The sequence below is a fragment of the Mycolicibacterium madagascariense genome (genome assembly GCF_010729665.1).
Classification (GTDB): domain Bacteria; phylum Actinomycetota; class Actinomycetes; order Mycobacteriales; family Mycobacteriaceae; genus Mycobacterium; species Mycobacterium madagascariense.
Genome location: NZ_AP022610.1, coordinates 2964994 through 2980859 on the forward strand (window position 1 = coordinate 2964994; position 15866 = coordinate 2980859).

Annotated in this window: 20 protein-coding genes; 8 read left to right on the forward strand and 12 right to left on the reverse strand. The window is 65.7% G+C overall.

Annotated features, from left to right (window positions below; genetic code table 11):
* Positions 1-149: 149 nt before the first annotated feature.
* The gene (locus G6N60_RS13870; RefSeq protein WP_163738041.1) at positions 150-1007 is read left to right on the forward strand and encodes a cutinase family protein; all 858 of its coding nucleotides are present in this window, start codon (positions 150-152) and stop codon (positions 1005-1007) included.
* Between the two features lie 168 nt (positions 1008-1175).
* Here the strand turns inward: G6N60_RS13870 and G6N60_RS13875 are convergent, their stop codons facing one another.
* Positions 1176-1625 carry a MarR family winged helix-turn-helix transcriptional regulator gene (locus G6N60_RS13875; RefSeq protein WP_163738044.1) on the reverse strand — a complete coding sequence of 150 codons (450 nt, stop codon included), beginning with the start codon at positions 1623-1625 and terminating at the stop codon, positions 1176-1178.
* Between the two features lie 55 nt (positions 1626-1680).
* Here G6N60_RS13875 and G6N60_RS13880 point away from each other — a divergent pair, with 55 nt between their 5' ends.
* Complete coding sequence (locus tag G6N60_RS13880) at positions 1681-2208, forward strand: phenolic acid decarboxylase (protein ID WP_163738047.1); 528 nt, start codon at positions 1681-1683, stop codon at positions 2206-2208.
* 50 nt (positions 2209-2258) lie between these two features.
* Here G6N60_RS13880 and G6N60_RS13885 read toward each other — a convergent pair whose 3' ends face one another.
* Entirely contained in the window at positions 2259-3470 is a 1212-nt protein-coding gene (locus G6N60_RS13885) for a cytochrome P450 (protein ID WP_163738050.1), read from the reverse strand.
* Between the two features lie 194 nt (positions 3471-3664).
* Between G6N60_RS13885 and G6N60_RS13890 the strand changes: the two genes are divergently transcribed.
* Entirely contained in the window at positions 3665-4225 is a 561-nt protein-coding gene (locus G6N60_RS13890; protein WP_163738053.1) for a TetR/AcrR family transcriptional regulator, read from the forward strand.
* 241 nt (positions 4226-4466) lie between these two features.
* The gene (mbp1, locus tag G6N60_RS13895) at positions 4467-4709 is read left to right on the forward strand and encodes a microaggregate-binding protein 1 (protein ID WP_163738056.1); all 243 of its coding nucleotides are present in this window, start codon (positions 4467-4469) and stop codon (positions 4707-4709) included.
* Between the two features lie 110 nt (positions 4710-4819).
* On the opposite strand, the gene G6N60_RS13900 is transcribed toward mbp1, so the two are convergent.
* Complete coding sequence (locus G6N60_RS13900; RefSeq protein ID WP_163743933.1) at positions 4820-5752, reverse strand: cation diffusion facilitator family transporter; 933 nt, start codon at positions 5750-5752, stop codon at positions 4820-4822.
* Positions 5753-6048: 296 nt separating this feature from the next.
* Positions 6049-6321, reverse strand: coding sequence for a hypothetical protein (locus tag G6N60_RS13905; RefSeq protein WP_163738059.1), 273 nt, complete (start codon positions 6319-6321; stop codon positions 6049-6051).
* A 267-nt stretch (positions 6322-6588) separates the two neighbouring features.
* Between G6N60_RS13905 and G6N60_RS13910 the strand changes: the two genes are divergently transcribed.
* Both G6N60_RS13910 and G6N60_RS13915 read left to right on the forward strand, forming a co-directional pair.
* Positions 6589-6858 carry a N,N-dimethylformamidase alpha subunit family protein gene (locus G6N60_RS13910; RefSeq protein WP_197746938.1) on the forward strand — a complete coding sequence of 90 codons (270 nt, stop codon included), beginning with the start codon at positions 6589-6591 and terminating at the stop codon, positions 6856-6858.
* On the forward strand, positions 6852-9014 hold the full coding sequence (locus tag G6N60_RS13915; protein WP_163738065.1) for a N,N-dimethylformamidase beta subunit family domain-containing protein: 2163 nt from the start codon (positions 6852-6854) through the stop codon (positions 9012-9014). Before G6N60_RS13910 ends, G6N60_RS13915 begins: the two co-directional genes overlap by 7 nt.
* 51 nt (positions 9015-9065) lie before the next feature.
* On the opposite strand, the gene G6N60_RS13920 is transcribed toward G6N60_RS13915, so the two are convergent.
* On the reverse strand, positions 9066-9338 hold the full coding sequence (locus tag G6N60_RS13920) for a hypothetical protein (RefSeq protein ID WP_163738067.1): 273 nt from the start codon (positions 9336-9338) through the stop codon (positions 9066-9068).
* An 83-nt stretch (positions 9339-9421) separates the two neighbouring features.
* On the opposite strand from G6N60_RS13920, the gene G6N60_RS13925 reads away from it, so the two are divergent.
* The gene (locus G6N60_RS13925; RefSeq protein ID WP_163738070.1) at positions 9422-9868 is read left to right on the forward strand and encodes a MarR family winged helix-turn-helix transcriptional regulator; all 447 of its coding nucleotides are present in this window, start codon (positions 9422-9424) and stop codon (positions 9866-9868) included.
* Positions 9869-10116: 248 nt separating this feature from the next.
* On the opposite strand, the gene G6N60_RS13935 is transcribed toward G6N60_RS13925, so the two are convergent.
* The 7 genes from G6N60_RS13935 to G6N60_RS13965 all read right to left on the reverse strand — a co-directional run bounded on the left by G6N60_RS13935 (position 10117) and on the right by G6N60_RS13965 (position 14353).
* Entirely contained in the window at positions 10117-10953 is an 837-nt protein-coding gene (locus G6N60_RS13935) for an SMP-30/gluconolactonase/LRE family protein (RefSeq protein WP_246240656.1), read from the reverse strand.
* 96 nt (positions 10954-11049) lie between these two features.
* Entirely contained in the window at positions 11050-11640 is a 591-nt protein-coding gene (locus tag G6N60_RS13940) for a DJ-1/PfpI family protein (protein WP_163738073.1), read from the reverse strand.
* Between the two features lie 127 nt (positions 11641-11767).
* Positions 11768-12076 (reverse strand): hypothetical protein, encoded by a 309-nt coding sequence (locus G6N60_RS13945; RefSeq protein WP_163738077.1) that lies wholly within the window; start codon positions 12074-12076, stop codon positions 11768-11770.
* A gap of 96 nt (positions 12077-12172) precedes the next feature.
* Positions 12173-12478: a nitrile hydratase accessory protein gene (locus G6N60_RS13950; RefSeq protein WP_163738081.1), complete on the reverse strand. Its 306-nt coding sequence runs from the start codon at positions 12476-12478 to the stop codon at positions 12173-12175.
* Positions 12475-13095: a nitrile hydratase subunit alpha gene (gene nthA, locus G6N60_RS13955; RefSeq protein ID WP_163738084.1), complete on the reverse strand. Its 621-nt coding sequence runs from the start codon at positions 13093-13095 to the stop codon at positions 12475-12477. The genes G6N60_RS13950 and nthA overlap by 4 nt, the downstream gene beginning before the upstream one ends.
* Positions 13092-13826, reverse strand: a complete 735-nt coding sequence (gene nthB / locus G6N60_RS13960; RefSeq protein ID WP_163738087.1) for a nitrile hydratase subunit beta — start codon at positions 13824-13826, stop codon at positions 13092-13094. The genes nthA and nthB overlap by 4 nt, the downstream gene beginning before the upstream one ends.
* Positions 13823-14353 (reverse strand): DUF1097 domain-containing protein, encoded by a 531-nt coding sequence (locus G6N60_RS13965; protein WP_163738090.1) that lies wholly within the window; start codon positions 14351-14353, stop codon positions 13823-13825. The genes nthB and G6N60_RS13965 overlap by 4 nt, the downstream gene beginning before the upstream one ends.
* 170 nt (positions 14354-14523) lie before the next feature.
* On the opposite strand from G6N60_RS13965, the gene G6N60_RS13970 reads away from it, so the two are divergent.
* On the forward strand, positions 14524-15549 hold the full coding sequence (locus G6N60_RS13970) for a GlxA family transcriptional regulator (RefSeq protein ID WP_246240659.1): 1026 nt from the start codon (positions 14524-14526) through the stop codon (positions 15547-15549).
* Positions 15550-15866: the final 317 nt, after the last annotated feature.

Below are 15866 nucleotides of genomic sequence, written 5' to 3' on the forward strand. Positions count from 1 at the left end.
CTGACGGGTTCGTCAGTTAACGCGTGATCTAGTCACATCAGCCCTCCGGCCCGTGGCTTCTCGGTAGTATCCCCGGTGTGAGCAACCCCCACAGGTCAGGCCGGGCGGCGAATTGGGCCGGAGGTCCTCTAGCTCGAGGCGGCGCCGCCGTGGCGGCCGTCGTCCTGTGGGCGGTCCCGGTCGCGATCACATCCCCTCTGCCGGTGGCGCTCGCCGACGACTGCCCCGACGCAGAGGTGATCTTCGCGCGGGGCACCGACGAGCCAGCCGGCCTGGGGCGGGTAGGTCAGGCTCTCGTCGACTCCCTGCGCCAGCAGACCGGCATGAACATCGACGCCTACCCGGTGAACTACAAGGCGAGCCTGTTCCAGCTGCACACTGACGATGGCTCGGAAGACGCTGTCTCGCAAGTGAAGTCGATGGCCGGAAAATGTCCGAACACACCGCTGGTGCTGGGTGGGTACTCCCAAGGCGCTTCGGTCATGGACATCGTCACCGGGGTCTCGGTGGACGGCCTGCTGCGAGGCACCTCGCTGCCCGCCACCTACGCCGACAACGTCGCCGCAGTCGTCACCTTCGGCAACGTGGCCGACCGCACCAATAAACCGATCTCCTCGAGCAGCGCGCTGCTCGGCGCGAAGGCGCTCGACCTGTGCAACCCAGCCGACCCGATCTGTCATGCCGGTCCCGGTAACGACTGGCAAGGACACACCCAGGGATACGTCCCCGACTACACCGACCAGGCGGCGAGCTTCGTCGTCAGCAAACTCGTCGGAGCGCGGGCATCGACGTATCCGTCGACCCCGTCGCCGTACGGTTCCGCGCCCTTGGCGCCCTCGCCGTATGGTCCTTCGCCCTCGGGGCCCCCCTACGCGCCGTCGCCCTACGCGCCGTCGCCGTTGACGGCAACCGCGCCAGACGCAACGGCCCAATCGCCGTACCTGCCCCCCAGCCCCACGCCCTCAGCCCCGCTGCTGCCAGCGGATGGATCCATCACGTATCACTGATTGCGGACCCGAACCCGCGGCGTCGACGTCGACGCCGGGGGTTGGCCATGCGCGAGCACCATCTCCGCCGAGACCGAATACCTATCGCGCGACAGCGCAGAATCCGTTGTGCGGCAACGCCTTCAGTGTCCGTCTGCGAGTCGACGGTTTCCCAATAGGTCTCTGCATTCAGCGCAGCGTGGAATCTTCCAGCACCCGACGCAATCTGCCGAGCGCCGGCATGGCGGCGTCGATGCGCCTGCGGTCGTCAGCGCTCAGGTGCTGCAGTGCGCGGTCGAGGAGTTCCGAGCTGGCTCGGTCGTAGCGCTTGAGCAGGGTGCGCGCCTGTGCGGTGGGTTCGACTTCGACGTTGCGGGCATCGGTGTGACCGAGCGTGCGCGTCGCCAGGCCCGCTGCGGTCAGTGCCTTGATGAGGTTGCTGACGGTCGAGCGGGCCAGGCCCAGTTCGTCGGCGAGTTGCCCAGGTGTGGCGGACGGCTTGGCCGACATCGCCCGCAGCAGTTCGACCTGGGCGTCGGGTATGTCCGGCAACCCGTCGAAACGCAGCGTGGCACGGAGCAGGGCGCGGCGTAACGGACCGATCAGATGACTCAAGGTCTCCGCGGCAACGGTCGGCATGACAGAAGCATTGCATACTATTGCCACAAAACTATTTTGTGGCAATATCTAGAGCATGAGCGCCTCCCCCTCGAACGCAACCTCCATTCCGCCGCAAGACCTGTCTGGGATCATCGGTCGTCGCTTCATCTACACCTATGCCAATGGCTGGCAGTACGAGTTGTACGTGAAGAACGCGACCACCATCGACTACCGAATTCATACGGGGATGGTCGGCGGACGGTGGGTGAAGGACGAGACCGTCGATCTCGTCCAATTGTCCGGTGACGATTACAAGCTGTCGTGGAACGAACCCACCGGCACCAGCGTCGCGCTGAACATCATGCCCATCGCCCGCCGTCTGCACGGCACCATCTTCTTCCCGCAGTGGATCGAACAAGACGGCTCGAAAACCGTTCTCTTCCAGAATGATCACATCGACCAGATGCGCGCCTACCGTGACGCGGGCCCCACCTACCCGATCTATGTAGTGCCCGAGTTCGCCGTCATCACCTTCATCGAGAACGTGGGCCCCGATGACGAGACGGCCATCGCCGCCGCCCCAAGCGATCTACCTGCCGGGTTCGCGGATCGGACGAACTGACGATCGCGGCAAAGTGAGTGTCTAGCAGGCGATCGACCTCGCTTGGCCGGTCACGCGACGGCCAGGTTCAGCCGATCGAGCCGGCGGACGAGGATACTGGGGAGCCACTGCCCCACGTCGGCGGCCTGGATCCAAGTGGTCTGCTGCAACAGGACCCGCAACACGATCTGGGCTTCCAAACGTGCCAGTGCGGCGCCGACGCAGAAGTGGGCTCCCCTGCCGAAGGTGACGTGTCCCTTGGCGTCGCCGCGGTCGAGCCGAAACTCATTGGGCTGGTTGAACTTAGCAGGATCACGGTTGGCTGCCCCCCACATCAGCAGCAGGCGGGAACCGGCCGCCAACGTCACTCCGCCGAGTGTGGTGTCCCTGACGACGTGGCGGTAGTGGCCACGAAACGGCGACTCGTACCGCAGCGTCTCCTCGATGAACGCACCCAGCAGCTCGGGACGCGTACGGACCGCCTCCTGTATCTCGGGACGAGTCGCCAGAATCCATGCTGCGCTGCCCAGCAAGGACGCCGTGGACTCCCCCGCTGCGCTGAACAAGGTGAGCATGATCGCCAGCGCCGCGAATTGCTCCACCTCACCGCAGGCGTAGCGGGCAGCCAGGTCGCCGATGAGGCCCGGCGCGCCAGCGGCGCCGGCGCTCGCGAAGTGCTCCATCACGTAACCGGAGAGCTCCATCGCGGCTACACCCGCGGCTTCGAGCTGGGCTGGGCTGACGACGCCGTCGAGCAATGTCGTGGTGGCATAGCCCAGCCGGATCAGCCTGTCGACGTCGTCCTCGGGCAGTCCCAGTAGTCGGGCAACCACCATCATCGGGAGTCGGTTGGCGATCGCACTCATCCATTCGACGTGACCGTCGATCACGCCTCCGGACCACAGACCGATCGCCGTGGTTTCGGCGAACTCCTCGATGACTCGGATCCGTCTGGCGCTGAGGTGGGGTACCAGGAGCTTTCGGTGCACGTCGTGCAGTGGGTCGTCGGCGGTGGCCAGCGCATGGTGCGGGGCGCCCAGAGGACCCATGTCGAACGGGGTGACGGTTCCGTCGCGATACACCATCGTCGCGGTCAGGTTGGACGAAAAGTCCTCGACACGACCGACGGCCTCGGTGACGGCGTCCCAGCCACACACCGCGAAGAACACGGAGTCACCGATGCGGTGAACCGGCGCCTGGTCGCGCATCCGGTCATAGAGGGCGTACGGGTCCTGTAGGACGTCATCGTCGAAGAAGTCGGCGGCGTCGCCCAGCAGCGTCATGCGATCAGGGTGGACTCTCCATATGCCCTCGTCAACGGCGTATGGCAAACACGAGACCGACCGGGTGGCGGTGCGGCGGAAGGATTTCTCAGACGCGAGGAACGACCAGCGCCTTCGCTGAGAATTCAGCGAGCATTCTTCTCAGCGTGATAAACATCGGTCATGGGTTCGCCCGACGAGGGAACGTGGGAGCGATGGTGACGAGCGACTGGCTGGTGGGGCCGGACCGACACCGTGAGGCCGCCGAACGCATCTACGCAGCAGCCGACGAGCTGCTGATCCGTCACGGATGGGACGCGTTCAGCATCGACGTCCTAGCTGCCAGGGTTCACTGCTCACCAGCGACCATCTACCGCCACGCAGGAGGCAAGACCGCCATCCGAGACGTCGTGCTGAGAAGACAGGCAGAGCGCATCCTCGCCTCCGTTCGCGAAGCCATCGCCGGGCTGACCGGCCCAGAGCGCGTGGTCACCGCCACCGTGGTTGCCCTACAGCGTCTGCGCGCCGATCCGCTCGCCAAGGTCATCCGCTCGCTGGCCCCATCACCCGGTGAGGAGTGGCTTGCCGATTCACCCATCGTGACGCGTTTCGCCGACGAGATGATCGGGCTCGACACACCCAATCCCCTTGCCGCGCAATGGTTGGTGCGAACCTTCCTAGCCCTGTGGCATTGGCCGCTCAAAGACGCCGACGCCGAGGCACGAATGGTGCGTCGATTCCTGGGGCCGCCTTATGCGGTCGACATCGCGGAGTGAACGGGCCCGTCGGCGTCCGGACCGACTTTCGTCCAGGGAACGTGGACGGCTCGAATCTCGGCTCGTGGGACGCGACGTTCACGACACACGACCGAGCACCCACGAATTTCGGTGATCCTGCTAACACCTGCGTACTTTTGCTAGCGCCAACGGGAAGACCTTCATCAGGCCCATACCGACGGAAGTGCACCGCCACGGGCTTCAAGAGGATCTACGCGGTGCACGCAACGGAAGGATTGACATGGCGGACAGCACCAGCGGACCCATCGCGGCTCTGCGGGCCCTCGTTGACGGCAGCGTGGGTCTCGCCAAGCAGGTCATCGGCATTCTGATCGGCAACGATCGTCTCCAGGAGCAGGGCAAGGCTCAGGTAGACAAGGCCGAGGCCGAGAAGGACGTCGCAAAGAAGGAAGCCGAGGCCGAGAAGGCTCGCGCCGAAGCCAAGACCCAGGAAGCGCGTCAGAAGGCGGCGCAGGAGTCCTAAGACTCTCGCGTGAAGCGCACGGCCGGGCCAAATGTGGCTCGGCCGTGCGCCTATTCGCGCACACGGCCGAAGGCTCGGAGCCCGCCCCAGCCGCACAGAACTTAACGCCGTCAGGCCACCGGTTCGGCACCGCGGGCCGACCACGTGAAACTGCGCATCTCCGGCAACCGTGGAGCCAGACGCACGGCCACCGTCCGGCCCAAGTGATCGGCGGCAGCCACGGTGGTGTCCTGATCCACCCAGGCTTCCACCTCGACACGCAACGTCCGTCCCGACCATCTGGCCCGTGCGTGCGCATGCACCACGCCCGGGGTCTCTTCGGCTACTTGCTCGGCGGTGGCCAACACCGCCGGATCCACCCCATCGAGGAGCCGGTGCCCGATGTCGGAGGACACCTCCCAGCCCACGTGACAAATGAAGCCGGTCACCACCAATCCGGCTACCGCGTCAGCCCATGACCACCCCAGCGCCACACCGAGCAGACCGATGAGCGCGCCACCTGACGACAGAGCATCCAACCAAGAATGCTTCGCGTCGGCGATCATCGTCGCCGACTGAATCCGCTGCCCCACCGCGAGTTTGTATCGAGCCACCAACTGATTGCCGGCGATACCGATTACCGCTGCTGCGATCCCCCACCCGACGTGTGCGGTCGACCCATGCCGCAGCAGCTTCGACACGCTCTCGAACCCGGCCACCATGGCGCTGGCCCAAATGACCAGTGCGACACCAACCCCGGCCAAGTCCTCGGCACGTTCGAACCCATAGGAATACCGTTCCGTCGGCGCTTTGCGCGACGCACGAAAACCGATGAACACCAACACACTGGTCGACACGTCCGACAGGTTGTGCAACGCGTCCCCCAACAACGCCACCGAACCCGACAGCAACGCGATCACCAGCTCCACCACACCGGTGACGGCCAACCCGAGAGCGCTCACGGCAATAGCGCGATTGGCCCGCCGCCGCTCGTCGCCGTCGTCCACCACCTCGGAAAGAGGGAAACTCACCCCAGGGTCACGCACACCAGTCGTCACATGCATACGTGCAGCCTGCCACTCGGCCACAGATCGTGGAATAGCGAACCACGGACCTCGCGATGTCGAATCGCCATCATCGAGTCGCAGAAGAACGCCGACATGCGTCGTCCAGCCCCGCAGGCGCTCGGCGGTAATCCCCAAGCGGCCCAATACGACTGGCCGATCGCCTTCGTTGGCCGCGCGCGGAAGTCATCACCGGGTCATTCAAGAGTGGACAGTTCGCGATCAGCGCCAATTCGACGACGATCGCACCCGCCCGAGATGCAAAAGTTCGTTACAGGTCAACGACTTTCGCACTCCTAATGGTGGCCACCGCCGTTGCTGCCGCTACCACCGTCGCCACCACCACCGCTGCCGGCATCACCGTTGCCGCCCGCACCCTCCGTCGGCGTGGGAGTGACCGGCGGAACGGCCTGCAGCGACGTCGTCGGACCCGGGGTCAGCGAGGTCGTACTCGACGACGCAGTCGTCGGACCCGAACTACACCCGGCAAGGCACGAAATCACCGTCACGGCAGCCGCCGCGCACATCACCAGTTCTCGCCGCAATACCACCATCGTGCTCAATCCCATCTTCGACACCGGTCGCCGACATCACTCGGCGACCACGCTTACCTGGACGCACTTACCCCCTGCCGATCTGCGCACGCCTGGACACCGCTTCTCCAAGAGAATCCGTAGCCGATTGAGAGGTATCTCCCCGAAAGTCCCCGATGGATGCCGGCGGCACCGTCGTCGCACGGGGCGCGAGTCGGCGGCGCGCGTCCTACGATGGCGTCGATGACGAAGTCCTCGTATCGCATCGATCCGGTTGGCGACCTAGTTCATGCTCGAGAATTCATGGCCAAGCCCGTGGGTCTGCACAGCCCCGGGTTGCAACGGGTGCTCAACGTCCTGCGCGGCGAGCCGCTGGCGGGCAAGTACGTCTTGATCGAGGTCACGCCGCACCAATGCTGGCAGTTGGCCCGGCTGAGCGGAATCCGCGGCCAGGCGCCCATCGTCCTCGACACCGTCTTCACCGACCTGCTCACCGCGGAGCGGGAGGTGTTCGCCCTGCGCTGGAGGGAACACGTCGGCCAGGACCTCGTGCTCGACGGCGCCTCGTGGTGACACTCACCGGCTACAGCGATCTGTTGTACTGCCGCCCCGGTGAGACGATTGGCTTCAAGGTCAATTGTTCGTCGTCGGAGTACCGCGCCGACATCGTCCGAATCTTCTGCGGCGACACGAACCCCGAGGGCCCTGGGTTCAGGGAGCACGTCGTCGAGACCCCGGCCAACGGGGTCCATCCGGGTCGGACGCAGGACATCGCCGCCGGCTCCTACGTCGAAGTACCGAATGATACTGTGCTGCAGTCGTTGTCGAGTTTTACCCTGCAGGCCTACGTGTGGCCGACGACACCTGACAAGGGTGAACAGGGACTGATCACCAAGTGGTCCGGTTCGGCCGGTTTCGCCCTGGTGGTCGACGGCGCCGGTACCATCGCGTTGAAGACCGCTGACGGACAACGACATCAGACCGTCTCGGTGGGCAAGCCCATGCAGGTCAGGCGCTGGTACCGGGTAGGTGCGAGCGTGGACGCCGCGACCGGTGTGGCGACCGTCTTTCAAGTGCCACTGGATCCGGTGCCGGGCATCGACGACGCCGGCACCGTCGAAGCTCGACTGGGGTACGTACCGACCCAGGCCGACGTTCCGCTTCGCTTCGCCGCCTTCGACGGTCCGGCAGCGGTGTTCAACGGCAAGATCGACAATCCGCGGGTCTGGCGTGATGCCGAACGTCTCGACGTCGTGGGCAACTGGGACTTCAGCGTGGACATGGCATCCCAAGTGGCCGTGGACGTTTCGCCCAACGGCCTGCACGGCACCGTCGTCAACTTTCCCGCTCGCGCGATGACCGGGTGGAACTGGACCGGCGAGCAGATGGACTACAAGCAGGACCCCGGCCAATGGGGCGCCATCCACTTCCACGATGACGACCTCTACGACGCCGGCTGGAGCACCGACTTCGCGCTGACGGTGCCAGAGACGATGACCAGCGGTCTCTACGCAGCCCGATTGCGCAGCGACGACGCCGAGGAATACATCCCGTTCACCGTCGGACCCGCCCCCGGGAAGGAACTTCGGACTGCTCTGGTCCTTCCCACCGCGAGCTACCTGGCCTACGGGAACGACCATCTCGGCACCGACGGCGGCAATGGCGAACTGCTCAACAACATCCTGAACGTCCTCACTCCCCCCGATCTGTTCCTCAACGAGCACTGGGAATACGGCGGCTCGCTCTACGACGAGCACTCCGATGGCAGCGGGATCTGCTACTCGTCGCGGCTGCGGCCGCTGCTGCAGATGCGGCCGAAGGTGCAGTGCCTTCTCGGTGGATTCGGATCGTCGAAGCTGTGGCAATTCAACGCCGACACGCACATCGTAGATTGGTTGCGCGCCAGGGACATTGGGGTGGACGTCTATACCGACGAGGAGCTCCATCACGCCGGTTACTCACTGCTGGAGCCGTACTCGGTGGTGCTGACCGGGTCACATCCGGAGTACACCTCCACCGAGATGTGGGATGCGTACCACTCCTACACCCACCGTGGCGGCAGGCTGATGTACCTCGGCGGTGACGGGTTCTATTGGCGCATCGCCTATCACCCGCAATGCCCGGGCATCATCGAGTTGCGGCGTGCGGAGACCGGCGTGCGAGCCTGGGCGGCGAACCCCGGTGAGTACTACCAGAACTTCGACGGCCGCTACGGCGGCTTGTGGTTGCGCCAGGGACGGGCACCGCAGCAGCTGGTGGGAGTGGGGTTCTCCTGCCAAGGTTTCGATGTGTCGTCCTACTACCGTCGTCAGCCGGACAGCTTCGCCCCGGAGATGGCGTTCGTCTTCGCCGGCGTCGGTGACGACGAGCTGATCGGCGACTTCGGACTGATCGGCGGCGGCGCGGCAGGCCTCGAATTGGACCGTTCGGGCGCCGAGCTCGGCACTCCACCCAATGCCCATCTACTGGCCTCCTCCGAGCGACACACCAACGCCTACTACCTCGTGCCCGAGGAATTCTTGGAGACGGGTCCCGCGTTGGGCGCCGACGAAAACCCCAATGCCAGAGCCGACATCGTCTTCATGGAGACACCAGATGCAGGCGCGGTGTTCTCCGTCGGGTCGATCGCCTGGGCTGGAAGTCTGTCGTCCAACGACTACGACAACAACGTCTCGCGCATCACGGAGAACGTGCTGCGACGATTCCTCGATCCTGCCCCGTTCACCTAGGCAGCGGACCGCGCTCACATAAGAAGCGAGGTCGGCGCTTAGGCATGGTGGCTACGTCACTTCGGTGAAGATGTCATCGATCTCGGCCGACCGCGGCGAAAAGATCTCGAGCAGACCGACGGCACGGACGGCGGGCGCCAGCTCGCGCAGCTGCTGGCGAATCATCTCGTAGTCCGGGTCCGTAGGCGAAACCGATTGCAGTAGTTTCGCATTCGCGACGAAAGCAGCGACGGTACCCTTACGCACCTCTACCCCGCCGAGGATGGTTTCGTCCTGGTCGTCGCGTAGCACGTCCTGTGGGCACAGTGCCAGTGTCGGCCTCATGGAATCCCTTCCGTTGTGCGTGCATTTGACACGCATTCTCGAATCTAGCCGCCCTGCGTGCAAAAAGCACGTACCCTGTCGCGGTGGCCGCATCGTCCCCCGGAGACCGGATCGCCACCCAACTCGGGCGGCTCCTACAACGCAGTACGCGCCAGCACCTGTATCAACGAATCGTCGACGGCGTCGAAGGCGTCGACGTCTCGCTGTACCCGGTGCTGTCCGGCATCGACCGGATGGGCCCGACCACGGCGACCCGTCTTGCCGCCGTAATCGGAGTCGACCGCAGCGCGACGACCCGCTACGTCACCCGACTGGTGGAGGCAGGACTCGTCGAGCGTTCCGTCGACGACTCCGACGCGCGGGGCACGCGGTTGGCCCTGACCCGCGCTGGATGTGAGACGGTGGCGGACATGCGACGGTCACTCGGCGCGATCGTCGACGAGATGCTGTCGACATGGCCGACGTCGGACGCCAAGGTCTTCGCCGCCGCGCTCGAACGCTTCGCCGACGAACTCGAAGCGCTGCGCTGACCGGCATCCGACATCGGTCGGCCAGATCGACTTCGAAGTCGCCGCAGTCTAGAGAAGGCCAGGTCGAGGCGGCCGGCCTCCAGCAGCAGGGTCGTCTGTTCCCTGGTCTCCCAAAGCCGCCGGCCGAAGATGCCGCGCAGCGTGATGCCCTTCTTGTTGATGTGCGCGGCGATGTTGATCTCGGCGGGACGGCTGGGATGCCCGACGGTGACACCGTCGTACGACCTCCTCGCCGGCCCCCCGAGCGCCTAGGGTCGGCCGGCGCCCGAGGCGGGCGCGGGGAATACGGCGATGTGCCCGGTCGGCTCTCGCGGTGGCGTCGGGCCGCCCCACTGTTGGGCAGTGACATACAGATGGGGTGGGTGATCACCGCGACTGAGCGCGCACGCGAAGGCGCCCCGGTCCAGCTCGACGACGTCGAGGACGTCACCGCCCTCGCGGAGGCGAACGCAGTGCCGGTTGGCGACGTCGGCGTACCAAAGGGCGCCGTCGGTGTCCAGGCAGATGCCGTCGGGGTGGTCACCGGGGGTGTCGGCCCAGGTGCGCCGGCCCGTGAGGTGTCCGTCGTCGTCGATGTCGTACGCGGTGAGCCGGTTGGCGTGAGACTCGGCCACGATGAGCGTGGCGTCGTCGTCGGTGATCGCCATGCCGTTGGGGAACGCGAGATCCCCGGCAACTGATTGCACGCTTCCGTCCACGGAGACCAGCGCGATGGATCCCGGTGCGGGTTGACCGCCGGGGAAGTCGAAGCCGATGGTGTTCACGTAGGCGTTGCCGTGCGCATCGACCACGATGTCGTTCCACGGCTTGTCCGAGATCGACTCCAGGTCGGCGTGCACGACCATCGAGCCGTCGGGTTCGCGACGAAGGAGGCGACGTCGCGCCGAGTCGACGACGAGGAGCCGTCCGTCGGGCAGGAAGTCGATGCACATCGGGAACGACTCGACCTCGACCACGACTTCGGGTGCCCCGCCGGGATCGACGGCGATCACCTGATGCGCGCCCCAATCGGAGAACCAGAGCCGCCCGTCGTGCCAACGCGGTGATTCACCAAACCAGATTTGGCGCTGCATCAAGACGGTCACGAGTGTCAAGAGTGCCTGGCCGACGACGAGTCGTCGATGCCCAAGTTGCGCTCGAGACGATTCACGAGGCTCGGTTCATCTGAGGTGCGCCGTGGCTCATACCGGCGGTGCGGGTTCGTATTGGATGTAGCGCCGGATGTGACGGGCGCGGTCGGGGCCGGCGAGTCGGACGATGAGGTGTAGGGCCATGTCGATGCCGGCGGACACTCCTGAGGCGGTGATCGTGTCGCCGTCATCGACGAACCGCTCGTCGCGCCGCACGTCGATGGTGGGGTCCAGCTCGGCGAGCAGGTCCAGGGAGGCCCAGTGCGTGGTGGCAGGACGGTGCGCGAGTAGTCCGGCGGCGGCATAGACGAGCGAACCCGTGCACACGCTCGTCATCAGTGGGACGGCGGCGCGCTGGCGGCGCAGCCAATCCAATTGGCCGTCATCGTGGAGTTGCGGGCGTGTGCCCTGGCCGCCGGGATAGATCAGCACGTCGAGCGGTGGAGCGTCGTCGAAGGAGTGCTGGGCTTGTATGACCAGTCCCTTCGCGCAGCGCACTAGTCCGCCTGAGCGGGATAGGCACGTGATCGCGTACCCGTCCTCTGGAAATCGTTGCGTCCACGCGGACAACACTTCCCATGGGCCGATCGCGTCGAGCTCCTCGACATCGGTGAACAGCACGATGCCGATGTGCTTGGTCATCGGCGCGGTCCGTTGTTCGGCTGCCAGACCGTCTCAGTGTCCATGATTCTCACCGTAGCTTCGGACGCTGTTCATGGGTCTCGACGGTTTCCGCGCCTCGCGCGGTGAGCGTGTCAGGCCGGCTCGATCAGGCGATCGGTCCCGCGTCTTCGGGACGTTCCGGGGTCCCCTGGCCGAGCTGGTGGCTCAGGCGCCGGTGGCTGACGACCAACCACCCGACTCCCCCACCCACGCCGACGACGGCGATGATCAGCCCCAGAACACCCGCGCTGGCGTTGCCAACGGCGAAGGCCGCAGCGGCCATGGCCACGGCGAATACACCGACCGCAATCGCCACGAACCCTGGCCATCGGCTGCGGTCCTTCAATGACGCTCCTGCGACGGGTCCGACGCTGGAGCCCTCCGGATCGTTCTTTGCATCATGGATGTTGCTCATGACCGTCATTCGTCGCCGGACGCTGGAAGGCGCCGTCCAAGCATCTGTCGGCTCCATCACAGGGAGGCTGCGGTGGCGGGGTTCGACCCGTCGGTCCTAGTGGTCGTGGGCAACCGCGTGGTCGTTGGCGTCGGTCAGTACCGGAGCGGTCAGCAGTTCATGGCGTTCGATGAGTTCGTCGAGCGTCGCGACCCAGTGGTCGTAGTACTCCCATTGCCCTCGCTCGGCTTCGGGCGTCCCCTCCCACTTTTGAATCGTCGCAATCAGGCCCTGCTGGAATTCGCTCCAGTCGTAATGCCGGAACTCCGAGAGCGCGAGTGCCAATCCGAAGGCCCGGCGCTGCCATTCGTGGTCGAACTGAGGCGCCGCCTGATCGGTGGTGCAGGTGTCGTGCAGTTTCATGACGCCGGCCCTGCCAATGCGACGCCGATCATGGCTTCGGTGGTCACCAGGTCCATGAGCATCTCGTCGGTGAAATCCTCTGTGCCGGCGGGCCTTTCGGGGATGACGAACCACCGCGAGTGCCCACTGGAGTCCCACACCTTGATCTCGGTGTCGGGGGGCAGGTCGACCCCGACCTCGGCGAGCACCTTGCGGGGTTCGCGCGCGGCACGTGAACGGAAGGTCGGATCCTTGTACCAGTAGGGCGGCAGTCCGAGGACGGGCCACGGGAAGCAGGAGCACAGCGTGCAGATCACGAGGTTGTGCACCCCGGAGGTATTGGCAACCGCCTGCAGGTGCTCCCCCTCGGCGCCGGCCATGCCGTCGGGCAAGTCGAGTTCGGCGATCGCCGCGGGGGTGTCCAGGACGACCTTCTCGGCGAAAGCCGGGTCGGTCCAAGCCTTTACGACGATCTTCTTGCCGTTGAGCGGGGTCATCTCGGTCTCGAAGTACGCCAGCACCTTGTCCACGGTCTGCGCGGTGATGACACCCTTCTCGATGAGCAGGGCCTCCAGTGCGGCGACCTTCTTGGCGCTGGCCTCTTCACGGTCGGGCGGGTAGGCGAACTGGTCGGTCACGAATCCTCCTTGATGGGTGCCAAATACGCTTCGAAGAGCTCCGCGTACAGCGTTTCCGGGCCGGCTTCGGCGCGCGGCCCCCAGACCTCCGCCGGGTCGAATTCGACGACGTAGATCGGCATCGGGTCGCCGATGCCGTCACCGGTGTGGGTGAAGTAGGCGTAGTCGCCCTCGAAGACGCGCTCCACGGTCCCGGTCCGACCACGGAGATAACCCGGCAGCCGACTGTGGGCGTCGGCGGCGACGTTGGTGATCCGCACCGTCGATCCGACGGGGTACTTCGGATGCGCGACGTCGCGCCGGGGACTGTCGCCCTTGCGCAGGTACGCGATGACCTGCTCGTCGATGGCCTCCACGGGTTCGGCGGTGGGCGGTGCGAGTTCTGCGACCTTGGCGGCGAGTTCCTCCTCGGTCACGTAGCCCTTGTCGAGGAAGAACTGGGTGATGCCGCCCAACCACTTCTCGTAGTAGCGAAACTTGAAGTAGTCGAAGGGATTCATCGCCTCGGCGCCGGTGCGTAGGTCAGCCCAGGTCCATTCGTCCTTGAAGGCCGTGGGCACCTCGTCGATCGGGTAGGTCGGCAGCGCCGCGCCCAGGTGGTTCGACAGCCCCATCATCGCCACGTGGATGCCGAAGATGCGCTTCTCCCAATCCTCCACGAACACACGCTTTTCCAGCGACAGATCCTCCGGCAGGCCCTCGAGACCACCGAGATAGTGCTGCAGTTTCATGCGGGGCTTCCTTCGATGGGCGGGGTGGCCGGGCTCGTGGCGTCGTGCTTCGTCATGGCCGTCGCGAGGTATTCGGAGAGCAGGCCGAAGGACGCTCCCAAGACGCAGGCCACCGCGGCGACCAGGCCGGGGTTCGACATGGTGGTGACGGTGACGTCGGGGCCCCGCCCGGCGACCGTCGAGACCGTGGACGCAAAGCCGATGACGACGGCCGGGGTGGTCGCCAGCAGCGGCACCCACGACGCCTGCACCATGACCGCGCTGCCCACTCCCACGGCGATGGCGGTGACCAGCAGGCCGCCACCCATCAGGTGGGCTGCGAACAGACTGGCCGTCGCGATCACCACCCCGACGAGGTTCGACGACACCGATCTGATCCAGCCGACGGCCCCGCCGCCGACGAAGAAGAACGACGCCCACGCGAGGAACACCACCCAGATGGGTACCGTGATGACGTCTGCGGTGAGTGCGACGGCGAGGCCGCCAAGCACGCCGATGCTCAGCGTCGAGGCCGTCCGTGAATCCATGCATAGAGCCTGAGCTGCCGACGTTTCGCCAGCGTTACGCAAGGGTTGCTCTGCCCGGCGAGTCCGGACACGAATCGGGTGATTCCGGACGTCGACCCCGCTCGCGTTGCCGTCGCTGCGGGCGGGCCCTCACACTGACGAGGCTCAACCCTCACGGGAGGACCGCCCTGGTGTCCATCGATGAATCGACGTCGACCAAGACCGTCGTATTCGCCCTATATGACAAGGTCACGCTGCAGGACGTCGCTGCACCGCTCGAGATCTTCGCTCGCGCAAACGATTTCGGAGCACGCTACGAGATCCTTCTGGTGTCCGCGACCGGCAAGGCCGTGGAGACGACGTCGTTCGTCTCGCTCAACGTGCACGAGTCGCTCGCGGCGGCGCCGGACCGGTTCGACACGTTGATCGTGCCGGGAGGGGTGCCGCCCGACTTCTGCTTCACCCCCGGCGCCCACGACATCCCCGAGGAACAGACGCCGGACCACGTGGCGACGGCACTCGAGATGGTGGGCGAACTGGCGCCGCGGGCGCGCCGGGTCGCCTCGGTGTGCACCGGCGCGTTCGTCCTTGCCGCGCTCGGCTTGCTCGACGGCCGGCGTGCGACCACGCACTGGGCGCACTGCCAGGAACTGTCTCGGGTCTACCCCGAGGTCGAGGTCGTGCCGGATGCTCTGTTCGTCCAAGACGGTCCATTCATCACCGGAGCCGGTATCACCGCGGGCATCGACCTCGGTCTGGCCATGGTGGAGAGCGACTACGGCACTGACGTGGCCCGGCGGGTGGCCCGATGGATGGTGGTGTTCCTGCAACGGCCGGGCGGTCAGACGCAGTTCAGCGTGTGGACCGAGTCGCAACTCCCCGTCTCGGGTGGGCTGCGCGAGATCCTCGACGCGATCATCGCCGATCCGGGTGCCGACCACTCCGTCGCGGCGCTGGCCCACCGGGCCTCGATCAGCGAACGGCACCTCGTCCGCATGTTCCGGGTCCAGGTCGGGATGACCCCGGCGCGCTACGTCGAGCAAGCGCGCCTCGAGGCGGCGAAGGTGCTGCTCGCGACCGGTGACCAGGGGCAGGAAGCCGTGGCACGACGCGCCGGTTTTGGCTCCGCGGACACCATGCGACGCACCTTCAGACGTGCGCTCGGGGTGTCACCGAGCACGTACCGCAGCCGATTTCGGACGACGGGCATTCACTAGCGTCGTCAATATCGTTGTGCTGCAACAGTTCTCGTCGTCGATGGGGTCGGGCAGCAGGCGTCACCCTGCCAGGCCCTCATGCCCTCCTTGGTGGCGGTGACGAGCGCAGCAATCGGGTCAGCTCACGCTCGGAGGGCATTGGCAGCTGAAACCGTGACCGGCGCCGCAGGACGGGTCGGCCCCACGCAATCATGCCCGGATGGGCGACGTGGAGGGGCCACCCTGCCGTCGCCGAACCAGGTCGCCGCGTGAGGCGCCAGGAATTTGTTCGCTCCCTGCCAATAGTTCGCTTAATTAACATTTGGATGTGTAATGCT